Below are 20322 nucleotides of genomic sequence, written 5' to 3'. Positions count from 1 at the left end.
CCGAGATGGCGTTCTACTTTCGGTGCAGTTTGCGTATCTTTGGTGGTGCATTCAGGCGTCAGGGATGTGGCATTCGAGCGGATCGGGCATAGTTGCCCCATGAAGTATGTATTGCTGATCTGTGACGATGAGAAGGTGTCGCAGTCCATGGAGGAGCTGGCGGCGGACCCGGCGTTTCAGGCATACGGGGCGGAGGTGGATCGGCGGGGAGCCATTGTCGGTGGTGCGAGGTTGCGTCCGGTGGCGGATGCGACGACGGTCCGTGTCCGCGACGGGGAGACTCTGGTGTCCGATGGCCCGTTCGCGGAGACGAAGGATTTCATCGGCGGTATCGACATCGTCGAGTGTGCCGATCTGGACGAGGCGATCGCGATCGCGGCTCGGCACCCCTATGCGAGCCGGGGCTGCGTCGAGGTCCGTCCCGTGTGGGAATGACTGCGCCGGAGGAGGTTCGGGCCGCGGTCGATGCGGCGTATCGGGACGAGTGGGGCCAGGTGATCGCGACCTTGATCGGCCTGACCGGGGACTGGGATCTGGCGGAGGACTGCGCGCAGGACGCGTTCGCCGCCGCTCTGGCGACGTGGGCGCGCGACGGCGTTCCGGCTCGTCCGGGTGCGTGGCTGACGACGGCGGCCCGGCACCGGGCAACCGATAGGTTGCGACGGGACGCGACGGGCGCGGCGAAATTGCGGGAAATGGCCGTGCTGGGACGCGTTCCGGTCGAATCGTCGGCCGAGGAGATTCCGGACGAGCGGCTGCGGCTGATTTTCACGTGCTGCCATCCCGCGTTGCCGTTCCCCGCCCGGGTTGCCCTGACGCTGCGCACCCTGGCGGGGCTGAGCACCGGGGAGATCGCCAAGGCGTTCCTGACCGCCGAGTCGACGATGGCGCAGCGCCTGGTGCGTGCCAAACGCAAGATCGTGGAGGCCGGTATCCCATATCGGGTGCCGTCTGCGGAGTTACTTCCACAGCGACTGAACGCGGTCCTCGCCGTGCTCTATCTGATCTTCAATGCGGGCTACGACGACACGGACGGGCGCGGAGAGCTGGCCGCCGAGGGTATCCACCTCGCTCGGATGCTGGTCCGGTTGATGCCGGCCGAGCCCGAGGCGCGCGGCCTGCTGGCGTTGATGTTGTTGCTCGAGGCCCGCCGCGCGAGTCGAGTCGATGGCGGTGTACTGGTGACGCTGGAGGATCAGGACCGGTCCCGATGGGATCACGCGCTGATCGCCGAAGGCGTTGCGGCACTTGATATAGCGCTGGCGATGCGCCGGGCCGGGCCGTATCAGGTACAGGCCGCGATCGCCGCCTGCCACGCCACCGCGCCCGATGCCGCGGCGACCGACTGGCCGCAGATCGCCGCGCTGTACGGGGAGTTCGCGCGACTGGCGCCGTCTCCCGTGGTGGATCTCAACCGCGCCGTGGCGGTTGCGATGGCCGAGGGCATATCCGCCGGACTCGCCCTCGTCGACGCCATCACCCGATCCGGCAAGCTCGACGGGTACTACCTGCTGCCCGCGACGCGAGCCGATCTGCTCCGCCGGGACGGCCGCACGGCCGAGGCCGTCGCCTGGTACGAGGAGGCGCTGCAGCTGGCGCCGACCGATGCCGAACGCCGCTATCTGGCCGGTCGTCTTGCTGAGGCTCTGCGCAGCACATAGGCCATCGCCGCAAAATTTCTCGAATTTCTTCCCGGTCGTTGTCGATCCCGGGCGGCCTCCTTCGTCGGTGGGGCGAACCACCCGAAAGAGAGAGGCAACGCCATGTCGGACACCGAGTACCTGACCGCCACGATGACCACCGACCGGACACCGGAACAGGTCTTCGAGGCCATCACCGATGTGCGTGGCTGGTGGAGTGAGAACCTCATCGGCCACTCGGCCGCCCTGCACGACGAATTCGTCTTCACCGACGACAGCAAATATGCCGGTGAGACCGCCCGCGCCAAGCAGGGAATCCGGTTCGCCCGATTCCAGATCACCGAGTTCTCGCCCGCCCGGCGAGTGGTCTGGCATGTCGTCGACTCCGACCACATGGCCGACCCCGACGAGTGGACCGGCACCAACGTGATCTTCGACATCAGCACGGACGCGCAAGGCACCACCCTGCACTTCACCCACGAAGGCCTCAGCGCGGGCGAATCCGCCTGTTTCGAAGCGTGCTCGCTCGCCTGGACCTTCTTCATCACCGAGAGCCTGTCGCAGCTGCTGTCCACCGGCACCGGCAAGCCCATCGCGGGCTACCGCCGGTGAACCGCCGCGAGCTGAAAGGACATCGAAATGTCTGACACGCACAATTCCGGGGTAACCGCCGCCGACCCGTCGGCCCCCCTGCGCCAGCAGAATCCGGGGCCTCGCCAAGGGCTCGTGCTGGTACTGGCGTGTGCCGCCACGTCGATGGTGGGTCTCGACATCGCCATCGTGAACGTGGCCCTGCCCTCGATCCAGCGCGATCTCGGAATGAGTCAGGGCGGATTGCAGTGGGTTGTCGTCGCCTACGGTCTCGTGCTCGGCGGGTTCCTCCTCGTCGGCGGCCGCATGACCGACCTGCTCGGACGACGCCGTGTCTTGCTCGCCGGCCTCGGGCTGTTCACCGCCGCCTCGCTGGTGGCGGGGGTGGCGCAGCACGGTGGCGTGCTGATCGCGGCACGTGGGCTCCAGGGGTTGGGCGGTGCACTCATCGCACCGTCGGTCTTGTCGTTGCTGGCTGTCACCTTCGATGAAGGGCGCGAACGCAACCGGGCTCTCGGCATCGTCGGAGCCGTCGGCGGCGTGGCCGGAACGATGGGCGTGGTCGCGAGTGGTCTCATCGCCGCCGGGCCCGGCTGGCGGTGGGCGTTCTTCGTCAACGTTCCCGCCGGCCTCGCGCTCATCGCGCTCGCCGTCACCTGCCTTGCCGCCGACAACCGCGGTAGCGGTTCCGGGCAGTTGGACGTCGCGGCGGCCAGCGTGGTGACCGGCGGACTGCTGACGTTCGTCTATGCACTCCATCATGCCTCGACGCACGGGTGGACCTCCGCGGGCGCGCTGGCGTCGTTCCTTGCCGCCGGCGGACTGCTGGCGGTGTTCTTGTGGTTGGAGAGGCGTTCACCGGCCCCACTCGTGCCTGCCTCGGCGCTGAGGAACCGCACGCTCGTCGCGGCGAACCTCACCGCGCTGCTTGCATTCGGCGCGTTCTTCTCGTTCATCTTCCTCGGATCGCTGCTGATGCAACAGGAACTCGGCTTCTCATCGGCGCGAACGGGTCTGGCGTGGCTGGCTACGACAGTGACCGGGTTCGCGGTCGCGTGGGTCGTCGGCCGCCTCGCGGACATCGTAGGCGTCCGGCGCCTGCTGGTAGGCGGCCTGACGCTGGTGACCGTCGGAGTGGTGTGGCTCGTTCGCGTCCCCGCCGACGCCGTCTATCTCACCGACCTGCTTCCGGCGTTCCTGATCGCCGGACTCGGCTTCGGGGTCTGCGGGCCCGCACTGCAGATCGGCGCGCTGTCCGGTGTCGCCGAAGCGGAAGCGGGACTCGCATCGGGCCTGCTCGAGACGCTGCGCGAGATCGGCGGGGCGGCGGGCGTCGCCGCGGTATCGACAGTCCTCGTAGCCGGAACCGGCCTCGACGGGTTCCACACCGCGTTCGCCGCGATCGGTGTCCTCGCCGGCCTCGCCGCCATCGTCGCCGCAATCGGCTTCCGACGCGGCACCTGACCGGAAACGACCACCCGGCCGCGGCGGTGGCCCTCATCCCGTTGCGTCTCGTACCAACAACGCGATCTGCACTCGGTTGGTAAACCCGAGTTTGGTCAGGGTGCGACTGATATGTGCCTTCACCGTCGCCTCGCTCACCTCGAGTTCCCGAGCGATCTGCGCATTCGACAGCCCCCGAGCCACCGCCGACACCACAAGGCGCTCGCTGTCGGTCAGCACCGAGAGCCGCTGCCTCGCGGTGTGCACCCGCGGAGAATTGTGAGCAGCGAAGGTCTCTATCAACCGCCTCGTCACAGAGGGGGCCAACGTACCGCCGCCTTTCGCCACCGACCGTACCGCCGAAATCAAATCGCGCGGCGCGATATCTTTCAGCAAAAATCCCGCGGCACCCATCCGCAACGCACTTTCCACATACTCGTCGCCATCGAATGTCGTCAACATGATCACGTTCGGTGGCTTCGGCAATCGCCGGATCTGTTCCAGCGCCTTCACGCCGTCCAGCCCGGGCATCCGAATATCCATCAGCACCACCGCGGGAAAATGCTGTCGCACGGCTTCGACCGCGGCACGACCGTCCTCGGCCTCCGCGACGACCGCGATATCCTCGGCAGACTCCAGGATCATTCGCAAGCCGGTGCGAACGATCCCGTCATCGTCGACGACCATTACGCGGATCATCCGACCGGTCCCGCGAGCACCACGACACTATCCGCCGCCGCACACCGCGCGGGTATCGAAGTAGCATTCCCAGCGACTACTTCCGGCATGAAACCAAGCTACCCCGATCCGCATGATGGATCAGCTACTAAAGAAGGTCCACGATGATACGAAAGTGACAGCTCGCGCCGGTCGTGCGCGGACCTCGTTACAAACTCGCTCCAGGTCGACAAAGATGTACGAAAGATGAAGAAAGCCCTACCAAAGTCTGTCCTGTCGAAAAGGTTGTAGATTCATCCTTGGGTCATGAATCTGCGGCAGTCATCGAGCTGCTCCCATTCGCGGTTTTCAGCCACCATGAGGCGGAGGGTCGGGTATCTGGCCCTCGTTTGGTTTGCTTTGATTGTTTTTCCAGGAGCCGTCGGCGCCGTGGCTCGTGCGCAACCGGCGGCCGGAGTATCGCAGATCGATGGCCTCAGCTGGATGAATATCCATGACTCGGCAGGGGTTCCGCTCGCCAACTATACGTTCGCCTCCGATAGCGGCGGGATCCTGGAACCCGGCAATTCGATCATATGGGCCTTGATCGGTCTGGAGTTCATCGGCTACATCACGATCGTGACCGCGGCGATCTGGCTCGTGGGCCACGCCATGAGCTTTCGGTGGCTCGATATGTTCGGGTCGGCTTTGAGGGCGATGGCCGATGGCCTGAAGGACCAGATCTCGATACCGATCCTGCTGGTGACCGCGGCGACGATCGGCGCGTTCTTCGTGGCGTTGTTCGTTGCTCGGGGTCATTACGCCAAGGCGACGACGCAGGTAATCACCATGCTGGGCGTGGCTGTGCTGGGTCCGGTGTTCCTGGCGGACCCACTGGCCGAGGTCTTGTCTTCCCACGGTCTGCTGGCGCAGGGGCGCGACCTGGGGCTGTCGGTGGCCGCCGGACTCAACGGCCACAGCAGTGCGGATGTCGGCCAGCTGATAGCGACGACTCAGGCCACCCTGGCGGACAGCTTTGCCCGGCGGCCCCTACAGGTGTGGAACTTCGGGCACGTCGTCGATGAACGGCCGTCGTGCCGGTCGGCGTGGACGGCGGGCATGCTTGCGGGCGACGACGAGCGAGTGAAGACGGGGATGCGAACGTGTGGGGATGTCGCAGCGTACGCCAAGGCGACCAATCCCAGCTTGGGTCAGGTCGGTACGGGCCTGCTGCTGCTGATCTGCGCCGGCGCGCTCCTGGCGTTCGCCGTGTACCTGTCGGTCAAGATCATGAAGGCGGCCCTCGACTCGATCTATTACGCCTTCACGACCGTTCTCGGGTTCGCCGCCGGCGGATTCGTCTACGGCCCCACCCAGACACATCTGGTTCGCAGCCTGGTCCACAGCGCGATCGCGGCGGCGCGGATGACCGTCTACACGATCCTGTTGGGCTTCTATGTCCTCTTCATAGGCAACCTGTTCCTCCACGCGCGCGGTCAGGTCCTCGCCGTCATCGTCGTCGCCGGGGTGGTCGAGATCATCGCGATTTCCCAGCTTCGGCGAATCGGACGAAGTCTCGACGGCGGTGGGGATTGGATTTCCAACCGATTCGGCCTCGCGATTCAGAACCCCGGGGCCCAATCCCAGGGGGCCGGCGGGCGGGCCCTCGGCATGGGTTCTGCGCGGGGTGCGGGTGCTGCCGGACCCGGTCTCGTCGGCGGGCTCGCCGCATTGAACACTGTCAACGCCTCACCCATTACGGCGTGGCTCGCGGCCGGGACCATGAATCCGTTGAACCCCTTGGCATTCGGCCGCAGAGTCGTCGAGTCGGCGAACATCGCGGTCACACCTTCGCGGCGCGAGTTGTACGCGTGGGGGCACTGGTCCAGGGCGAACTGGCGCGCGAAGGCCCTGCAGCGGGCCGAGCCGCACGGCGGCATGCAAACGCGGATCGGCGCCGCCCACGCGCTCGACGGACTCGGCGACAGCCGCGTTCCCGAGGCGCATCTGCCGGCCGCGATGCGGGCGACCGGTGCGAGCGACCAATACACGATCGACGCACTGCGCGCGTTGACCGTTCAGAACGCCAGCATGTCGAAGAACCCGTTCGGCTTCGCGCCGCTACAGAAGGCCGTCGCATCGGCCTACGCGGTGGAGAACCACGTGGGTGATCGGGCCCATGAGGCGTTCGCAGCGCAGGCTTCGGTAGCGGCGGACAACTTCGCCAGGCATACCAACGCCCCACGTCCGGGGGCCGATATAGACCACGGATTCGTAGCCACCGTGCGCCGACATTGGGACTCGGATAGCGCATTGCAGGCAGCGATCACACCCGAGGAGTGGAACACGGTGGGCCGTGACACTCGCCGGTTCATCGGAGACGAGCTGGCAAAGCAGCACCAAGCGGCGGCGAGGACCTACTACCGTGATCAAAGCGCAAGCAACCGAGCACGGCTGATGAGATCAGCTGACCGGATCGCCAACCTGGACCATATGGACTCCTCCGCCGGTCTCGACCCGTGGGACCCGTAGCCGAATCCCGGTGTGTCGGTCATCGGGCTCGCTCCGAGTCGACCGGCAACCGAAAGCGCTGTTGCGGAACGGTATTCGGCCATTCGAGGGTGTCTCGGACCAACAACGCGATCTGCACTCGATTGCTCATTCCGAGCTTCGTCAACGCGCGGCTGACGTGCGCCTTGACCGTCGTTTCGGTCATCCCGAGTTCACGCGCTATCGCGGCGTTGGCCAGGCCGCGAGCTACTGCCGCGGCGACGGTGCGCTCCCGCGCGGTAAGGACCGCGAACCGCTGCCGAGCGGCGTACACATCCGGGGCGAGCCTGGCGGTGAACGCTTCGATCAGTCGTTTGGTCACCGAGGGGGCGAGCACACTACTCCCGGCGGCTACGACACGTACCGCGGTGACGAGCTCACCCGGCGTTATGTCCTTCAGTAGGAAACCGGCAGCGCCCGAACGCAGCGCGCGGTGCACGTACTCGTCGCTGTCCAAGGAGGTCAGCATGATCACCCTGGGTGGTCTCGGCAGGAGCTGTAGTTCGTTCAGTGCCGTCAAACCGTCCGTCCGGGGCGGGCCGACATCCATCAGCACAACCGTCGGCCAATGCCTGCGCACAGCCTCGACGGCGGCACCACCGTTCACGGTCTCGGCTACCACCTCGACACCTTCGGCCGCCTCCAGGATCATCCGCAAGCCTGTGCGCGCGATCCCGTCGTTGTCGGCGATCAGAACCCGAATCACACGGTCAACCTCCTGCATGGACACATGCGATCCCCTCGGCACCGCGTTCGGTCACCTCGGCGCGGGCGCACCCCAGGTTTCGCTACGATATAGTAGCGAATAGAGGAGAGTAAGCGGATGAAGATAAGGCATCGAACTCAACTGGACGGACCGCAGTTGGCAGGCTGGCAGCCGAGCGCCGAGCAGACCGTCACGAGGGTGATCAGTGAGCCCGACGTTGCGATCGAGATGCCTGACGGCGTGATCCTTCGTGGCGACCTGTACCGGCCGCGAACGGATCGCCCATGTCCGGCATTGCTCGGATGGAGCCCGTACAACAAGGATCTGATGCCGACAGGGCTCCCGGCGCCGTTCGTGGAGCCCGGCGCCGTCGCCTATCTGGCTGCTCGCGGGTACGGAGTCCTGGTGGTGAATGCGCGCGGTACAGGACGGTCCGGCGGGCGGCTGGACCCGGTGATGCACTCACCGGGTGAACGAGATGACCTGTGCCGCACGATATCCTGGCTCGCAGAGCAAGCCTGGTGCGACGGACAGGTCGGCATGACCGGGATGTCGTACTTCGCGGTCAGCCAGTTGGTAGCCGCGGGCATGCGTCCACCGGCGCTGAAGGCGATCTTCCCGTTCGGTGCCACCACCGACTGGTATGCCCATGGTGTGACACAGGGCGGCACATTGGAGTCCGGTTTCCTCGGCCGCTATACCGCGATCAACGGGGCCTCCCAACGCGTTCGAATCCCGCCGAACATCCGGCACGCTCTCGGGTATCTCCTCGGCACCGCACCGATCCAGAAACTCGTACGCGCTCTGATGGCGCGACAGGTTCCTCGCCTGACACGCCGACTGCCGGCGCCACACGCGTGGATGCGGCGATGGTCGGAATACGCACTCACCGGCAACCGCCATGAGGAGGCGTCGGCCTGGCCGACTCTGAACAAGATCGACATCCCCGTGCTGATCGGCGCGGAGTGGGGCATGGTCGGAATACATCTGTTCGGGGCGTTCGAAGCATGGCATCGAATTTCGGCGCCGAAGTGGTTGATCATCGGCCCGCGTTGGCAGAATTGGCCCTGGTTGCGGTACCAAGACGAGTTGCTTGCCTACTACGACCACACCCTGCGCGGGGTGCGGAACGGCTACGACCGATTGCCGCCGGTGCGCTACTGGTTGCACGGGGCCGAACGCTGGGAGACGGCCCAGGATTGGCCGCCTCCCGATACCCGCCCCTGGGAACTGCGGTTGTCGGGCGAGACATTGTCGTGCGACGCCGACGCCGGAGAGCGTCGGTGGGCGGCGATCCCGGCCGGGATGGAATACCCGGGTGCGTTCGATACCTTCGAAGCGCAGATACTCACATACACTTCGGCACCTATCGATGATCACGTGCACATCGTCGGGCCGGTGGAGCTGACCCTCCCGCTGCGCTGCACGGCGCTGGACACCCATGTCCAAGCCCGGCTGAGCGTGGTGGGCGGCGGCGGTTCGGCGCAGGTTGTCTCACTCGGCTGGCTGGCCGCCTCGCACCGAGCCCTCGACCCCACCCGGAGTACGGCCACCGAGCTTGCACACGATCACTCTGCACCCACCTCGATGCAACCCGGTGTCGAGGAGATCCTGCGAATTTCGATGACCCCGTTCGCTCATCTGCTGCGCCCGGGCGACCGGTTGCGCCTGGAACTCGGCAGCGATCCTCGCCGGCTGAGGGCACCGGCAGACCAGGGGTTCATGTCGTTCGATGTGGCGGGGCCGCCCTATGCGGGATGGAATACCGTCACACACCGTCACGCCGGGCTTCGCCTTTCGACGCTCGGTCGGGCCCCATGGTGAGGGCCACCGATCCGCGGGTGATACGCAGTCGCGAGCGGATACTCACCAGCACAGCCGAACTCGTCACCGAGAAGGGCATCGCCGGCGTGAGTGTCGCCGAGATCGCGACAAGGTCGGGTGTGGCGAAGACGACGCTGTATCGGCAGTGGGCCACATTGCCCGAGCTGATGATCGACGCCGTCGAGTTCGCGCTGCCCCCGACACCCGAAGTCGAACCGACCGGCGACCCCAGAGATGATCTGGTCACCTATCTACTGGCCCTCGCCGACACCACCGGCAATCACGGAGCGGCACTTATCGCATCCCTCGCTGTGGCGGCTCGCGCCGATCCGGTCTTCCAGCGCATCCATCACCAGTTCGTCCGCAAACGCCGCGCCCCCCTTCGTGTTCTGCTGGAGCGTGCCGGCGTACACGACACCGAATCCGCGTTCCCGGTACTCGGGGGCACCGTCATGTACCGACTACTCATCGACCCTCAGCCCACGACGCGCGGTTTCATCGAATCGCTCGTAGATCGCGTGCTTACCTAGCCCGCGCCTCGTGATGATCACGCCGATGTCGCCCGGCTCCTCCGGTGGCATCCCTGACCAGGAGCGCGACCTGCAGCGAGATGCCGACACGATCCCGCGGCCACCGGCTGTGCCCCGGCGGAGGGTACCGGCGGGGTGGGTGGACTTCATTCTGATCGCGATCGCTGCCGCCGACGCGGCGTGGGATACCGGCGACATCTCCCCGGCGGAGTCGGTCGCTGCGGGTGTGGCCTGTATCGGGCTGGCCCTGCGGCGGCGATGGCCGCTGCTGGCATACCTGATGACGCTGCCGTCATCGTGGATGCTGTCGCTGTTCGTCGCACCGACGGTTGCCCTGTACACGCTGGCCGTGCGCACCCGCAGTCGGTGGCTTCTCGCTGTCTGCGTCATCGCAACGGCCATGGCTTCGGCGGCGCCGTGGCCACCGGAGGTATCGGCCGTTCGAACCCGAACGTTCGTCGATTTCCTGTATCTGTCGGCCAGCACTGCCATCCCGGTGTTGCTCGGTCAACCCGCGCAGACTCGGCACGAGTTGTCGCTGCGCCTGGTCGAGATCGAGGAGGTGCGCGATCACGAACAGCAACTACACGCCCAGGCAGTGCTCGCCCGGGAACGCGCCCGAATCGGGCGCGAGATGCACGATGTCGTCTCGTACCAGGTCAGCAAGATCGCGGTCCTTGCCGGAGCACTACAGGTAACAGCCACCGATCCGGACACCGCGGAGACGGCAGGCACCATCCGCAAGCTCAGCGCCGACACCCTCGACGAATTGCGCCATATGGTGACCGTGCTACGCGCCGCTGGCTGTCACACCACCGAACTCACCCCTCAGCCGAACCTCGCCGACCTCCGAAACCTCCTCGACACCAGCGGGGTTCGAGTCGATCTGCGCGGCGACATCCCCGCCGACATCGGCGCACCAGCCCAGCTGGCGATCTACAGAACCACGCAGGAAGCCCTCACCAACATCCGCAAGCACGCTCCCGGCGCCACCGCGACCGTGCAACTCTGGCACGACAGCGAACACTTCGGTGTCACCATCTCCAATACCGCACCCACCCGCCCGGCACTACACCTGCCCAGCTCCCGCCACGGGTTGATCGGTCTCGCCGAACGGGCGGCACTCCTGCACGGCCACTTCCGATCCGAACCCACCCCTGACAACGGCTACCGGATCGAGCTGCGTCTTCCGCGATGAGATCCGTCGGGTCGGGACCGAACCGGCATCGCAGCCGAAAGAGAAACGCGTTGTGGCGATAGTCGAACGCAATCTCGACCGAGGTCGTCCAGGGTGTAGATGACCCGAGATCGATTCGAGGATCTTCAGGCTCGGATACCTGCTCGGATCCTGAGCGTGATGCCAATCGGGACCACCGGTTTGCGGACCTTCGATCGCTGATTTTCGTTCACAGGAGAACCCTTGAGTACCTTGGAGATTCGTTCGACGGACCGCGATGCGATCGTCGAAGCGTGTATCCGCATGGGTTGGTGTATCGATCAGCTGGACTGGGACGGACTCATCGATCTGTTCGCTGATGAGGTGCTGATGGACTACACCAGCCTGTACGGTGGCGCGCCGGAACGACTGGCCTCGGGAGACATAGTCGCCCGCTGGGCGGCTGCGCTGACAGGGCTGGATGCCACACAGCACGTGATCACCAATCATTTGGTCGGTGTCGACGGTGACCGTGGTACCTGCACGGCGCACGTGATCGGCACCCACCGGCTCGCCGGTGCGATGGGTGGCTCCCTGTGGACGTTCGGCGGCACCTACCATCTCGGGGTCGTTCGTACATTTTCCGGCTGGAAGATCGAAAGCCTGACCCTGAACGTGCTGTGGGCGGACGGCAATCAGCAGATCACAACACACCACGGCGTAGCGGCCGGAGATCTTTGACACCGACTCCATATGCAACAAGATGTTGCACATCTTGCCGCGTACGGCTACCGTGATGCGCAACAAGTTGTTGCATATCGAGAGGCTGGGCATGGAATACGGACGAATCGAACGCTCGATGTACATCGACGCCACACCGGAGGTGGTCTACGAAGTCATCAGCAGCCCCGAACATCTGAAGCAGTGGTGGCCCGACGAGGCCACCCTGGACCCCGTCCCCGGTGCGGTCGGTCGGCTCGTGTTCGGCTCCGGCACCGACGTCTTCGTGTCCCCCATGACGGTGATCGAGGCGAAGCCGCCGCGGCTTTTCTCCTTCCGTTGGGATCCCACGGACGATGAGCCGGCCGCGGAAGGTAATTCGCTGTTGGTCACCTTCGAACTCACCGCCTCCGGCTCGGGTACTCAGCTGCACATGACCGAGGTGGGCTTCCGGGAGTTGGGCTGGGAGATCGCGGTGCTGGAGCAGGCATACAACGGCCACGTGGAGGGCTGGGACCTCTACCTCCCGCGCTTGGTCGAGTACGCCGCCGGGCTGGGCGCGCGGCGATGAACAGCACGGTCGACGATGACCTGTGGTCCGCGATCGGCGACCCGACCCGGCGCCGCATGCTGGACCTGCTACTCAGCGACGGCGGCGGCACCGCGACCTCGATCAGCGGTCGACTACCCGTCACTCGCCAGGCCGTCGCGCGGCATCTGGGTGTCCTCGACCGGGTGGGACTCGTGCACAGCACGGCCTCCGGCCGGGAGCGCCGCTATCAGGTCGACGAAGCGCAGTTGGCCCGTGCCGTAGCCCAACTCGACGCGGTCGGTTCCGCGTGGGACGCGCGACTGCGGCGCATCAAGCGGATCGCCGAGGCGATTCAACACATCGACAACAACGAGAAGTAGAACGGGAGCATCGCAATGGTGGACATACTGCACCGCGTCGGGATGAAGTCGACCCTCGATCAGGTCTATCCGGCGTTGACGACGATCGACGGTCTTTCCGGCTGGTGGACGACGAACACCCACGGCGACGAGAGACTCGGCGGTGTCATCCGGTTCCGTTTCGGCCCACCGGGTAAGGAGGACGGATTCGATATGAAGGTGACCGATCTCCAGCCCCGGAGTCGCGTGTTGTGGGAGGTCGTCGGCGGCCCGCCCGAATGGATCGGCACCGAAGTCGAATTCGAGCTGAAACAGGAGCAGGAGTACGCCATCGTCCTGTTCCGGCATCGCGGCTGGCGCGAGCCGGTCGAGTTCATGCACCACTGCAGCACCAAGTGGGGCATGTTCTTGATGAGCCTGAAGAACCTGGTCGAAACCGGAACGGGCGCACCGGATCCGCACTCCGTCCTGATCGACAACTGGAACTGATCCAGGCCTCAACCTTCGTTGTCCCGCATATGATCTGCCATGCGAGATCGTATGCGGGAACCAGAAGGCGTCCGCGGCGGGCCCGGCCGCTCTCTTCGCCGAGGTCGTACGGGGCGGTGAGCAGCTCCAATACCAGCCCCAGCAACGGCGGGCCGTCGCCATGGAAGACCGGGTCGGGTGGGTCGTCGGGCACAGATGGTTGTCGCGCGTGCGGTTCGGCGACATCGCCCTTCGCGAGCGGTCGGGAGCGCGGGCACGGGCAGACCTCGCCGGCGTGGCGACACGCGGCGCATCGACGTTCCTGTGCCCGAGACCAGGGGTTCGGTCGATCGTCGATCATCGGTGCCACCGCCCGAAGAAGGGCAGGTCACCTGCGGGAACGGCCGATCGGCGGTGGTGGCCCCTACGGAGTAGGAGCACTCCCGGCAGAGAATGCAGACGCAATCTTGCGTTCTTGCAAATGTAAGAGCATGATCCCAGCTAACCTAGTTGTGAACCACCGATCCGATGACCGGTAAATAGCGGAATCCGGAGATCCACTCATGTTGGCGCGATTAGTGAAGTACTCGGGCGATTTCGGGGTGCGGCGATGACGATGTCGATAGCTGGGGCGCTGCCGACCGCGCCGCAATTGCTCTGCGCGTTCCAAGGCAGACGATTCCAGGATCGCGTGCTGTTGCGGTCCGCGCATGCGCTGGCCGAACTGCACGCCCGGCGTCGGGAGATACGCGACCCGATCATGCTCGCGGAGATAGATTGCCGCCGCGGCGAGCTCGTCGACGATATCAACGACTGGGTGGAACTGGAGCTGCCGCAGCATCGCAACGGCGCCTCCCTGCACACCGAAAGCCTCGGCGCGGTCGTCGACCGCATGGCCCGGAGCTGGGTCGATGCCAACGACGCGATAGATCGCGACGGCCCGCGCAGCGACAACACCCATAAACACTGGTATCACCTGGCAGAACTGGTGGACGGTTACACTGATCTCGTAATCGACGTGGCCGGTGGCCGTCGTCGTTTACCCGAGCAGTGACCGGCCCCGAAAGCATTGACATCCAAGGTCATTGCCCGACACGGTAACGTCGCCGAGCGCATGCTATTCGACCAGTGGCACGCTCGCACCGAGGCGTTGCCCGCCTGATCGGCGGGCGCAACGGGGCGCCCCGCCCGGCGTGCCGCGTGGTCGACTGGCGCGGCACGCCCGCACGTAATTCCCGCGGCAGATTCGTCGCCGCGGCGATGGTGAGAGAATGGCGATAATTACCGACAGGTTCGTTTCTTATCGCAGCGCCGCGCGACCGCGCAGCCGACCCAGGACGAGCAGCGCCACCAGCGTGACCGCCACCAGCAGCGTGGTACACGCGGCGGCGTCGAAGACGTCGCCGCGGTCGGTGGCGGCGAAGACGGTGACCGGCAGGGTCTTCCAGGTCGCGGGGTAGACCATGATGGTGGCGCCGAGTTCGCCCATGGACAGCGCGATCGCCAGCCCCGCGGCCGCGCCGAGCGCGGGCAGCAGCAGCGGCAGCGTGATGCGCGTGAACACCCGGACCGGCCCCGCGCCCAGCGATTCGGCGGCCTGCCGGTAGCCGGGGTCGAGCCGGTCCAGCGCCGCGGACACCGCGCTGAACGCGTACGCCAGCACCAGCACCGAATGTGCCAGGATCACAATCCATTTCGTGCCGCCGAGCAGCAGCGGGCGCTGGTTGAACGCGATCAGCAACCCCAGCCCGATCGCGACCGACGGCACCGCGACCGGCAGATGGAACACCGCGTCGGTGATCCGCCGCCACCAGTGCGGTGCCTCCCGCGCCGACAGCGCCGCCCAGGTGCCCAGCACCAGCGAGACCGCGCCCGCGAGCAGCGCCGTCTGCAGGCTCACCGACAGGCTCGCCGCCTGCTCGCCCGACAGCGCCCGCTCGAAGTTGTGCAGGCCCAGGTCGGAGGGCAGCGGCCCGGTCCAGCGACCGGCCAGCGCGGCGGCCACCACCGTGGCGATCGGGGCGGCGAACACCACCAGCACGAGCAGCGCGAAGACCGCGAGCACGATGGCTCGACCGCGCCGGGTCCAGACAAGCATGGTTCAGCCCTCCCGGGTACGGATCGCGGCACCCCCGATGAACCGGGCGAAGATCAGCCGGTAGCCGAGGTACAGGGTCAGCGAGAGCAGGACCTGCACCGAGGCCAGGACGGCCGCGCCGGGCAGGTCGAAGGTGACGATGCCGCGCGTGTAGATCAGTGCGGGCAGGGTGATCACACCCTTGGCGCCGGTGAACAGCACGATGCCGAATTCGTTGAGCGTCAACAGCAATACCAGGCTGCCGCCCGCGGCCAGGGCGGGCCACGCCTCCGGCAGCACGACCTGACGCAGCACCCGCCACGGCGACGCGCCCAGGCTCGCGGCCACATCCAGGTGCTCGCGCGGCAGCTGCGCGAACGCGGCCAGCAGCGGGCGGACCACGAACGGCGTGAAGTAGGTGATCTCGGCCAGCACCACTCCGGTCGGTGTGGTGAGGAAATCCAGTGCGGGGGAGCGGTTTCCGGTGATCTGCGTGATCAACGCGTTCACCGCACCGGCGGAGCCGTAAAGGAAGGTGAACGACAGGGTGATGAGAAACGACGGCAGCGTGAGCACGGTATCGATGAGCCGTCCCACCACCGCCGCGCCCGGAAACGGCACGAACGCCAGCACCACCGCCAGCAGCGTGCCCAGCACCAGGCATCCGGCGGTCGAGCACACCGCGATGGAGACGGTGCGCCACAACGCATCCCGGAACGCCTGCGACCCGAGCACCTGCGACCACACCGCGGTACCGCGCCCGCTCGGCGTCTCGGTGGACTCGGCCAACACCCGCACGATCGGATAGACCGCAATCCCCACGACGATCACCAACGGCGGCAGAGACCACAGCACCGGCCGCCAGTTACGCTGCGCCGCAGGACGCGTCGGTTCCGCCTCGGCGCCCGCCGGTTCGACAACAGCCGTCGCAGTCACACGCCACCACCCAACCGAAAGCCCCCCGAACTAGCCCACACCCCCGCAGCACCCGGCCCCACCCCGGTGCGGACGCGATCCCCCTCACGGATCGCCCCACCCGCGACACCGAGCCTTCCCGCACCCCCTGCGTGTTCCCGCACGCCTTCCAGGCCCCTGCACAGGGTGCGGGAACACGCGAGGGGTGCGGGAATTGGGTGTGCGCGGGTCATGGGGTTGCTCCCGGGGTGGGTGCGGATGAGGCGGCGGCGCCGACTGCGGCGGGGATGAGTACGCCTGCGGGGTCGGGGAAGTGGACGCCTACGGTGGTGCCGACGGCGGTGGTGGTGTGGCCGGGGATGTCGGCCACGAGGTCGGTGGGTAGGCCGTTGACGTCCAGGTGCAGGCGGGTGGTGGCGCCGCGCCAGACGCTGGAGACGACCGTGGCGAGGACCGCATCGCGGTCGGTGGTCGCGCCGATCCGGACGGTGTGCGGGCGCACACACAGCAGGGCCTCGGCATCGGGAGCCCAGTCCAGCTGTCCGAGACCGGGTTTCGGAGCCTCGGCGCGCAGGGTGCGCTCACCGGCGGTGACCAGCGCGGCGTGGCCCGACACGTGTTTCACGGTGCACGGCAACAGGTTCGCGCCACCGAGGAAGGCGGCGGTGAACGAACTCGGCGGGCGGCGCCACAGGCTCTCGGCCGAATCGATATCGACCAGGCGGGCGTCGCGCATCACCGCGATCCGGTCGGCCAGCGCCAGCGCCTCCGCCTGGTCGTGGGTGACGTACAGCATCGCGGTGTCCGGCAGCGCCTTTCGCAGCTGCTGTAGCTCGCCGAGCATGGACTGGCGCAGCTGCGCGTCGAGCGCGGCGAGCGGCTCGTCCAGCAGCAGGACCCGGGGCCGGATGGCCAGGGCCCGGGCGATCGCCACCCGCTGCTGCTGGCCGCCGGACAGCTCGCGCGGCAGCCGCTTCGCGTAGTCGCCCATGCCGACCATCTCCAGTGCCTCGGCCACCCGCGCCCCGATCTCGTTGCGCGGCACGCGATGTGCCTTCAGGCCGAAGGCGACATTGTCGTGCACCCGCATATGCGGGAACAGCGCGTAGGACTGCACGACCACGCCGATCCCGCGCTTGGCGGGGGACAGATCGGTGACATCGGTCCCGGCCAGCCGGACCGCGCCGGAGGTGGGCCGGACGAATCCGGCCAGCGCCTTGAGCGCGGTGGACTTGCCGGAACCGCTGGGCCCCAGCAGCGCGACGGTTTCCCCGGCGGCGACGCGCAGGGTGAACTCGGCCAGCGCTACCGTGGCCTTGCGGCCGCGCCCGTAGCGGACGCCGACGCGGTCGAATACGATCGCCGGCTCGGCGTCGGTGGCGGTGACGGCCGAGGCGGCGGTCGTCGGTGCGGACATGATGGCGCTCCTGTGCCTGATCAGCTTCCGGTGGCCTTCTGATACGCGGCGATATCGCCGTCCAGTTCCTCGAGGACCTTGTTCCAGTCCGGCGTCACGACGGTGACGCCCCGGATATATGCCGCGGGTGACATAGTGCCGTCCGGGGCGGGGGCGTCGCGCAGATCCGTGCGGACCGGCACCGCCATGGCCTCCGGGCCCAGCGTCTTCTGCACGTCGACCGACAGCAGATACTCCATCAGCTTCTTCGCCGAATCCTGGTGCGGCGCACCCTTGGCCAGGCCCATCACGTACGGCACCGCGACGGTGCTGCGGGTGCCGTCGGCGGCGGCGGGGAAGAACACGTTGAACTTCGAGCCCTTCTCCTTGATGTTGGCCAGATTCATCTGCACGTCGCCGTTGGCGACCAGCAGCTCGCCGTTGTCGACCTTCGGCTGCAGCTTGCCGGTCGACGCGGACGGGCCGACGTTGTTGGCCTGCAGCTTGGCGAGATAGTCCAGCGCGCCCTGCTTGCCGAGCAGCTGCTGCAGCAGGACCAGCACGGCGGTGCCGTCACCGGCCTGCCCCGGGGTCGAATACTGCAGTTTGCCCTTGAATTCGGGCTTCAGCAGGTCGTCCCAGGTGAGCTTGGAGTCGATCGAGGGATTGGCGATGAACGACAGGTAGTTTCCCGCCAGCGTGACGTATTTGCCGCCCGGGTCCTTGTCCGTCCCGGCCACCGCGGTCGTGTCGATGCCGCTGGCCTGCAGCAGACCCGACTTCTCGGCCTTCTGGATGAACGGCGGCAGCGTGACCACGACGTCGGCCTGCGGGTTGGACTGTTCCTTGTCGACCCGGTTGACCACCTCGCCCGAGCCCGCCTCGACCAGATTCACCGAAATACCGGTCTGTTCGGTGAATTTCGCGAACCGGGCCTTGTACCAGTCACCGACGCCGTCGGCGGAATAGACGGTGACGGTATTGCCGCCGGACGAGGTGCCGGTGCCGCCGCAGGCGACCGCGGAGCACGCGACGGCGATCGCGGAGGCGAGGATCAGCGCGGTGCGTGCGAGGCGTGATGTCGAAATACGCACGATGACTGCAACTTTCGTGTGAGCGGAGGGGAGGGGAAGGGACAGGCCGCGAGGGACGCGGAGCAGGTTCGCACTGTTCTCACGACTCGGTGAGCAGCAGGTCCGCGAACTCGACCACCGACGGCACCACATGGGTGGCCCCGGCGGCCCGCAGCTGCTCCTCGTCGTGCGCGCCCGTCAGCGCGCCCGCGACGATGCGGGCACCCGCGGCCAGGCCGGTGCCGATATCGCTGGCCGTATCGCCCAGCACCGCAACGCGATCCACGGCCTCGGCCCGCAGCCGGAGCACGGCGGTGAGCACCAGGTCGGGGTAGGGGCGGCCGCGGCCCGCCTGCGACGGGGCCAGCGTCAGGTCGGCGATCTCGCGCCAGCCCAGCGCATCGAGCAGCCGGTCCTGCGTGCCGCGGCTGAATCCGGTGGTGAGCGCGACCTTGATCCCGGCGTCGCGCAGCCGCGTGATCGCCTCGGCCGCACCCGGAATCGGGGTCGCCTCGCCCGCGAATTCGTCGTAGGTGGCCTCGAATGTGCGGTTGGCGAGCTGGGCGCGGTCCTCGTCGCCCAGCAGCGTCCGGAACACCGCGATCTTGGATTGGCCCATCGTCTCGACCACGTAGCGGACGGCGGCGTCGCGCTCGGGGCCCGCGGCGGGGATGCCCGCCGCCGTGGCCGCGGCGTCGAACGCGCGCAGCACCAATCCGCCGTCGGCCACCGTGGTACCGGCCATATCCAGGACGGCCAGCTCGATCTGCTTGTCGGACAAGGTATTTCCCTTCACAGGTGGAGCAGGTCGGCGGTTTCCTCGCCGAGTGCGGGGCCGAGCGTCATGCCGCGGCCGCCGGGACCGGTGATCACCCAGACGTTGTCGGCGGCCCGGGCGCGGGTGACGATCGTGCCGGGATCGATGCTCTGGCTGTAGACGCCCGCCCAGCGCCGCACGACCGGCGGCAGCTTGCGGCCGAGCAGCTCCTCGGCGACCGAGGTGAGGTGCTCGTAGGGTGCCTCGTCGACGTCGAACGCGAACGGTTCGTCGTATTCGTGGGTGTCGCCGATGGTGAGGCCGCCGTGCAGGCGCTGCACGCACAGCAGTTGCATCTTGTGCTGGGCCGCCGTAAAAGCCTGGGACTCTTCGCCGTTGAGCCGGTTCAGCTCCGGGCCCGCGAAGCCGGGGTAGTAGCGGAAGCTGTCGCCGTCGGCGATGGCGGTGGTCAGCGACTCCCCGAGCGGCGCGGTCTGCATCATCTGCAGCCGCACCCGCCGAACCGGGATGTCGCCCACGAGCTCCCGGGTGAGGCCGCCGTGCGCGGCCCCCGGGCACACCAGCACCAGATCGGCGTCGAAGCGGCGGCCGCGGTCGTCGACGACGGCACCGCCCGAGATCGTGCGGGCCTCGGTACCGGCGTAGAAGGTGTAGCGGCCGGTGGCCTCCATATAGGCGCGCAGCGCGGGCATGGCCTGCCGCGACTCGACCGCCGCGTCGGTCGAACAGTGCAGGCCCGCAAGGAATTTGCCGCGCAACGCCGGATTCAGCGCGCGGACCCGGTCGGGATCGAGCAGTTCGAATCCGCGCTCGGCCGCCGTCGGCCCGGCCGCGGCGGGCGGCGCCCCCCCGCGTTAGGGCGCGGGGGGGCCCCCCCGGGGAGAAACCGCCCGGCGGGCGCCCCCCC

General features: G+C 67.2%; 20 protein-coding genes and 1 pseudogene. 13 read left to right on the top strand and 8 right to left on the bottom strand.

Annotated elements, in window-relative coordinates; translation table 11 throughout:
• The first annotated feature begins 99 nt into the window (after nt 1-99).
• From QH290_RS17315 to QH290_RS17300, 4 genes are all read left to right on the top strand, one after another.
• Nucleotides 100-435, top strand: a complete 336-nt coding sequence (locus QH290_RS17315) for a YciI family protein (protein ID WP_280264556.1) — start codon at nt 100-102, stop codon at nt 433-435.
• Complete coding sequence (locus QH290_RS17310; protein WP_280264553.1) at nt 432-1661, top strand: RNA polymerase sigma factor; 1230 nt, start codon at nt 432-434, stop codon at nt 1659-1661. Before QH290_RS17315 ends, QH290_RS17310 begins: the two co-directional genes overlap by 4 nt.
• 102 nt (nt 1662-1763) lie before the next feature.
• Nucleotides 1764-2252 (top strand): SRPBCC family protein, encoded by a 489-nt coding sequence (locus QH290_RS17305; RefSeq protein WP_280264551.1) that lies wholly within the window; start codon nt 1764-1766, stop codon nt 2250-2252.
• 27 nt (nt 2253-2279) lie between these two features.
• Entirely contained in the window at nt 2280-3695 is a 1416-nt protein-coding gene (locus tag QH290_RS17300) for an MFS transporter (RefSeq protein WP_280383919.1), read from the top strand.
• 33 nt (nt 3696-3728) lie between these two features.
• On the opposite strand, the gene QH290_RS17295 is transcribed toward QH290_RS17300, so the two are convergent.
• On the bottom strand, nt 3729-4361 hold the full coding sequence (locus QH290_RS17295) for a response regulator transcription factor (RefSeq protein WP_280264548.1): 633 nt from the start codon (nt 4359-4361) through the stop codon (nt 3729-3731).
• Nucleotides 4362-4658: 297 nt separating this feature from the next.
• On the opposite strand from QH290_RS17295, the gene QH290_RS17290 reads away from it, so the two are divergent.
• Nucleotides 4659-6863 carry a hypothetical protein gene (locus tag QH290_RS17290; protein ID WP_280383917.1) on the top strand — a complete coding sequence of 735 codons (2205 nt, stop codon included), beginning with the start codon at nt 4659-4661 and terminating at the stop codon, nt 6861-6863.
• Nucleotides 6864-6882: 19 nt separating this feature from the next.
• Here the strand turns inward: QH290_RS17290 and QH290_RS17285 are convergent, their stop codons facing one another.
• Nucleotides 6883-7587 (bottom strand): response regulator transcription factor, encoded by a 705-nt coding sequence (locus QH290_RS17285; RefSeq protein ID WP_280383916.1) that lies wholly within the window; start codon nt 7585-7587, stop codon nt 6883-6885.
• A 117-nt stretch (nt 7588-7704) separates the two neighbouring features.
• On the opposite strand from QH290_RS17285, the gene QH290_RS17280 reads away from it, so the two are divergent.
• The 8 genes from QH290_RS17280 to QH290_RS17245 all read left to right on the top strand — a co-directional run bounded on the left by QH290_RS17280 (nt 7705) and on the right by QH290_RS17245 (nt 14230).
• The gene (locus QH290_RS17280) at nt 7705-9411 is read left to right on the top strand and encodes a CocE/NonD family hydrolase (RefSeq protein ID WP_280264542.1); all 1707 of its coding nucleotides are present in this window, start codon (nt 7705-7707) and stop codon (nt 9409-9411) included.
• On the top strand, nt 9405-9941 hold the full coding sequence (locus tag QH290_RS17275; RefSeq protein ID WP_280383914.1) for a TetR/AcrR family transcriptional regulator: 537 nt from the start codon (nt 9405-9407) through the stop codon (nt 9939-9941). Before QH290_RS17280 ends, QH290_RS17275 begins: the two co-directional genes overlap by 7 nt.
• Before the next feature lie 13 nt (nt 9942-9954).
• A complete protein-coding gene (locus QH290_RS17270) occupies nt 9955-11139 on the top strand; it encodes a sensor histidine kinase (protein WP_280383935.1) in 1185 nt (394 codons plus the stop codon).
• 222 nt (nt 11140-11361) lie between these two features.
• On the top strand, nt 11362-11838 hold the full coding sequence (locus QH290_RS17265; RefSeq protein ID WP_280264538.1) for a nuclear transport factor 2 family protein: 477 nt from the start codon (nt 11362-11364) through the stop codon (nt 11836-11838).
• Nucleotides 11839-11893: 55 nt separating this feature from the next.
• A complete protein-coding gene (locus QH290_RS17260; RefSeq protein ID WP_280264536.1) occupies nt 11894-12388 on the top strand; it encodes an SRPBCC family protein in 495 nt (164 codons plus the stop codon).
• The gene (locus QH290_RS17255) at nt 12385-12729 is read left to right on the top strand and encodes an ArsR/SmtB family transcription factor (RefSeq protein ID WP_280383912.1); all 345 of its coding nucleotides are present in this window, start codon (nt 12385-12387) and stop codon (nt 12727-12729) included. Before QH290_RS17260 ends, QH290_RS17255 begins: the two co-directional genes overlap by 4 nt.
• A gap of 15 nt (nt 12730-12744) precedes the next feature.
• Complete coding sequence (locus tag QH290_RS17250; protein WP_280264532.1) at nt 12745-13197, top strand: SRPBCC family protein; 453 nt, start codon at nt 12745-12747, stop codon at nt 13195-13197.
• Nucleotides 13198-13870: 673 nt separating this feature from the next.
• Nucleotides 13871-14230 carry a DUF4254 domain-containing protein gene (locus tag QH290_RS17245; RefSeq protein ID WP_425301599.1) on the top strand — a complete coding sequence of 120 codons (360 nt, stop codon included), beginning with the start codon at nt 13871-13873 and terminating at the stop codon, nt 14228-14230.
• 246 nt (nt 14231-14476) lie between these two features.
• Here QH290_RS17245 and QH290_RS17240 read toward each other — a convergent pair whose 3' ends face one another.
• From QH290_RS17240 to QH290_RS17215, 6 genes and pseudogenes are all read right to left on the bottom strand, one after another.
• On the bottom strand, nt 14477-15274 hold the full coding sequence (locus tag QH290_RS17240) for an ABC transporter permease (protein WP_280264528.1): 798 nt from the start codon (nt 15272-15274) through the stop codon (nt 14477-14479).
• Nucleotides 15275-15277: 3 nt separating this feature from the next.
• Complete coding sequence (locus tag QH290_RS17235) at nt 15278-16189, bottom strand: 2-aminoethylphosphonate ABC transporter permease subunit (protein WP_280264527.1); 912 nt, start codon at nt 16187-16189, stop codon at nt 15278-15280.
• Nucleotides 16190-16397: 208 nt separating this feature from the next.
• Nucleotides 16398-17585, bottom strand: coding sequence for an ABC transporter ATP-binding protein (locus QH290_RS17230; protein ID WP_280383910.1), 1188 nt, complete (start codon nt 17583-17585; stop codon nt 16398-16400).
• Nucleotides 17586-17605: 20 nt separating this feature from the next.
• Nucleotides 17606-18658, bottom strand: a complete 1053-nt coding sequence (locus QH290_RS17225; protein WP_280264522.1) for a 2-aminoethylphosphonate ABC transporter substrate-binding protein — start codon at nt 18656-18658, stop codon at nt 17606-17608.
• Between the two features lie 79 nt (nt 18659-18737).
• A complete protein-coding gene (locus QH290_RS17220; protein WP_280383909.1) occupies nt 18738-19418 on the bottom strand; it encodes a phosphonatase-like hydrolase in 681 nt (226 codons plus the stop codon).
• 11 nt (nt 19419-19429) lie between these two features.
• Nucleotides 19430-20260 (bottom strand): annotated as a pseudogene (locus QH290_RS17215) (FAD-dependent oxidoreductase); the annotation flags it as partial.
• Between the last annotated feature and the right edge of the window lie 62 nt (nt 20261-20322).

Origin of the sequence: Nocardia wallacei, from assembly GCF_029869545.1 — a bacterium.
Classification (GTDB): Bacteria; Actinomycetota; Actinomycetes; order Mycobacteriales; family Mycobacteriaceae; genus Nocardia; species Nocardia wallacei_A.
The sequence above is the reverse complement of the archived record's forward strand: the minus strand, read 5'-3'. Positions and strand labels throughout refer to the sequence as shown.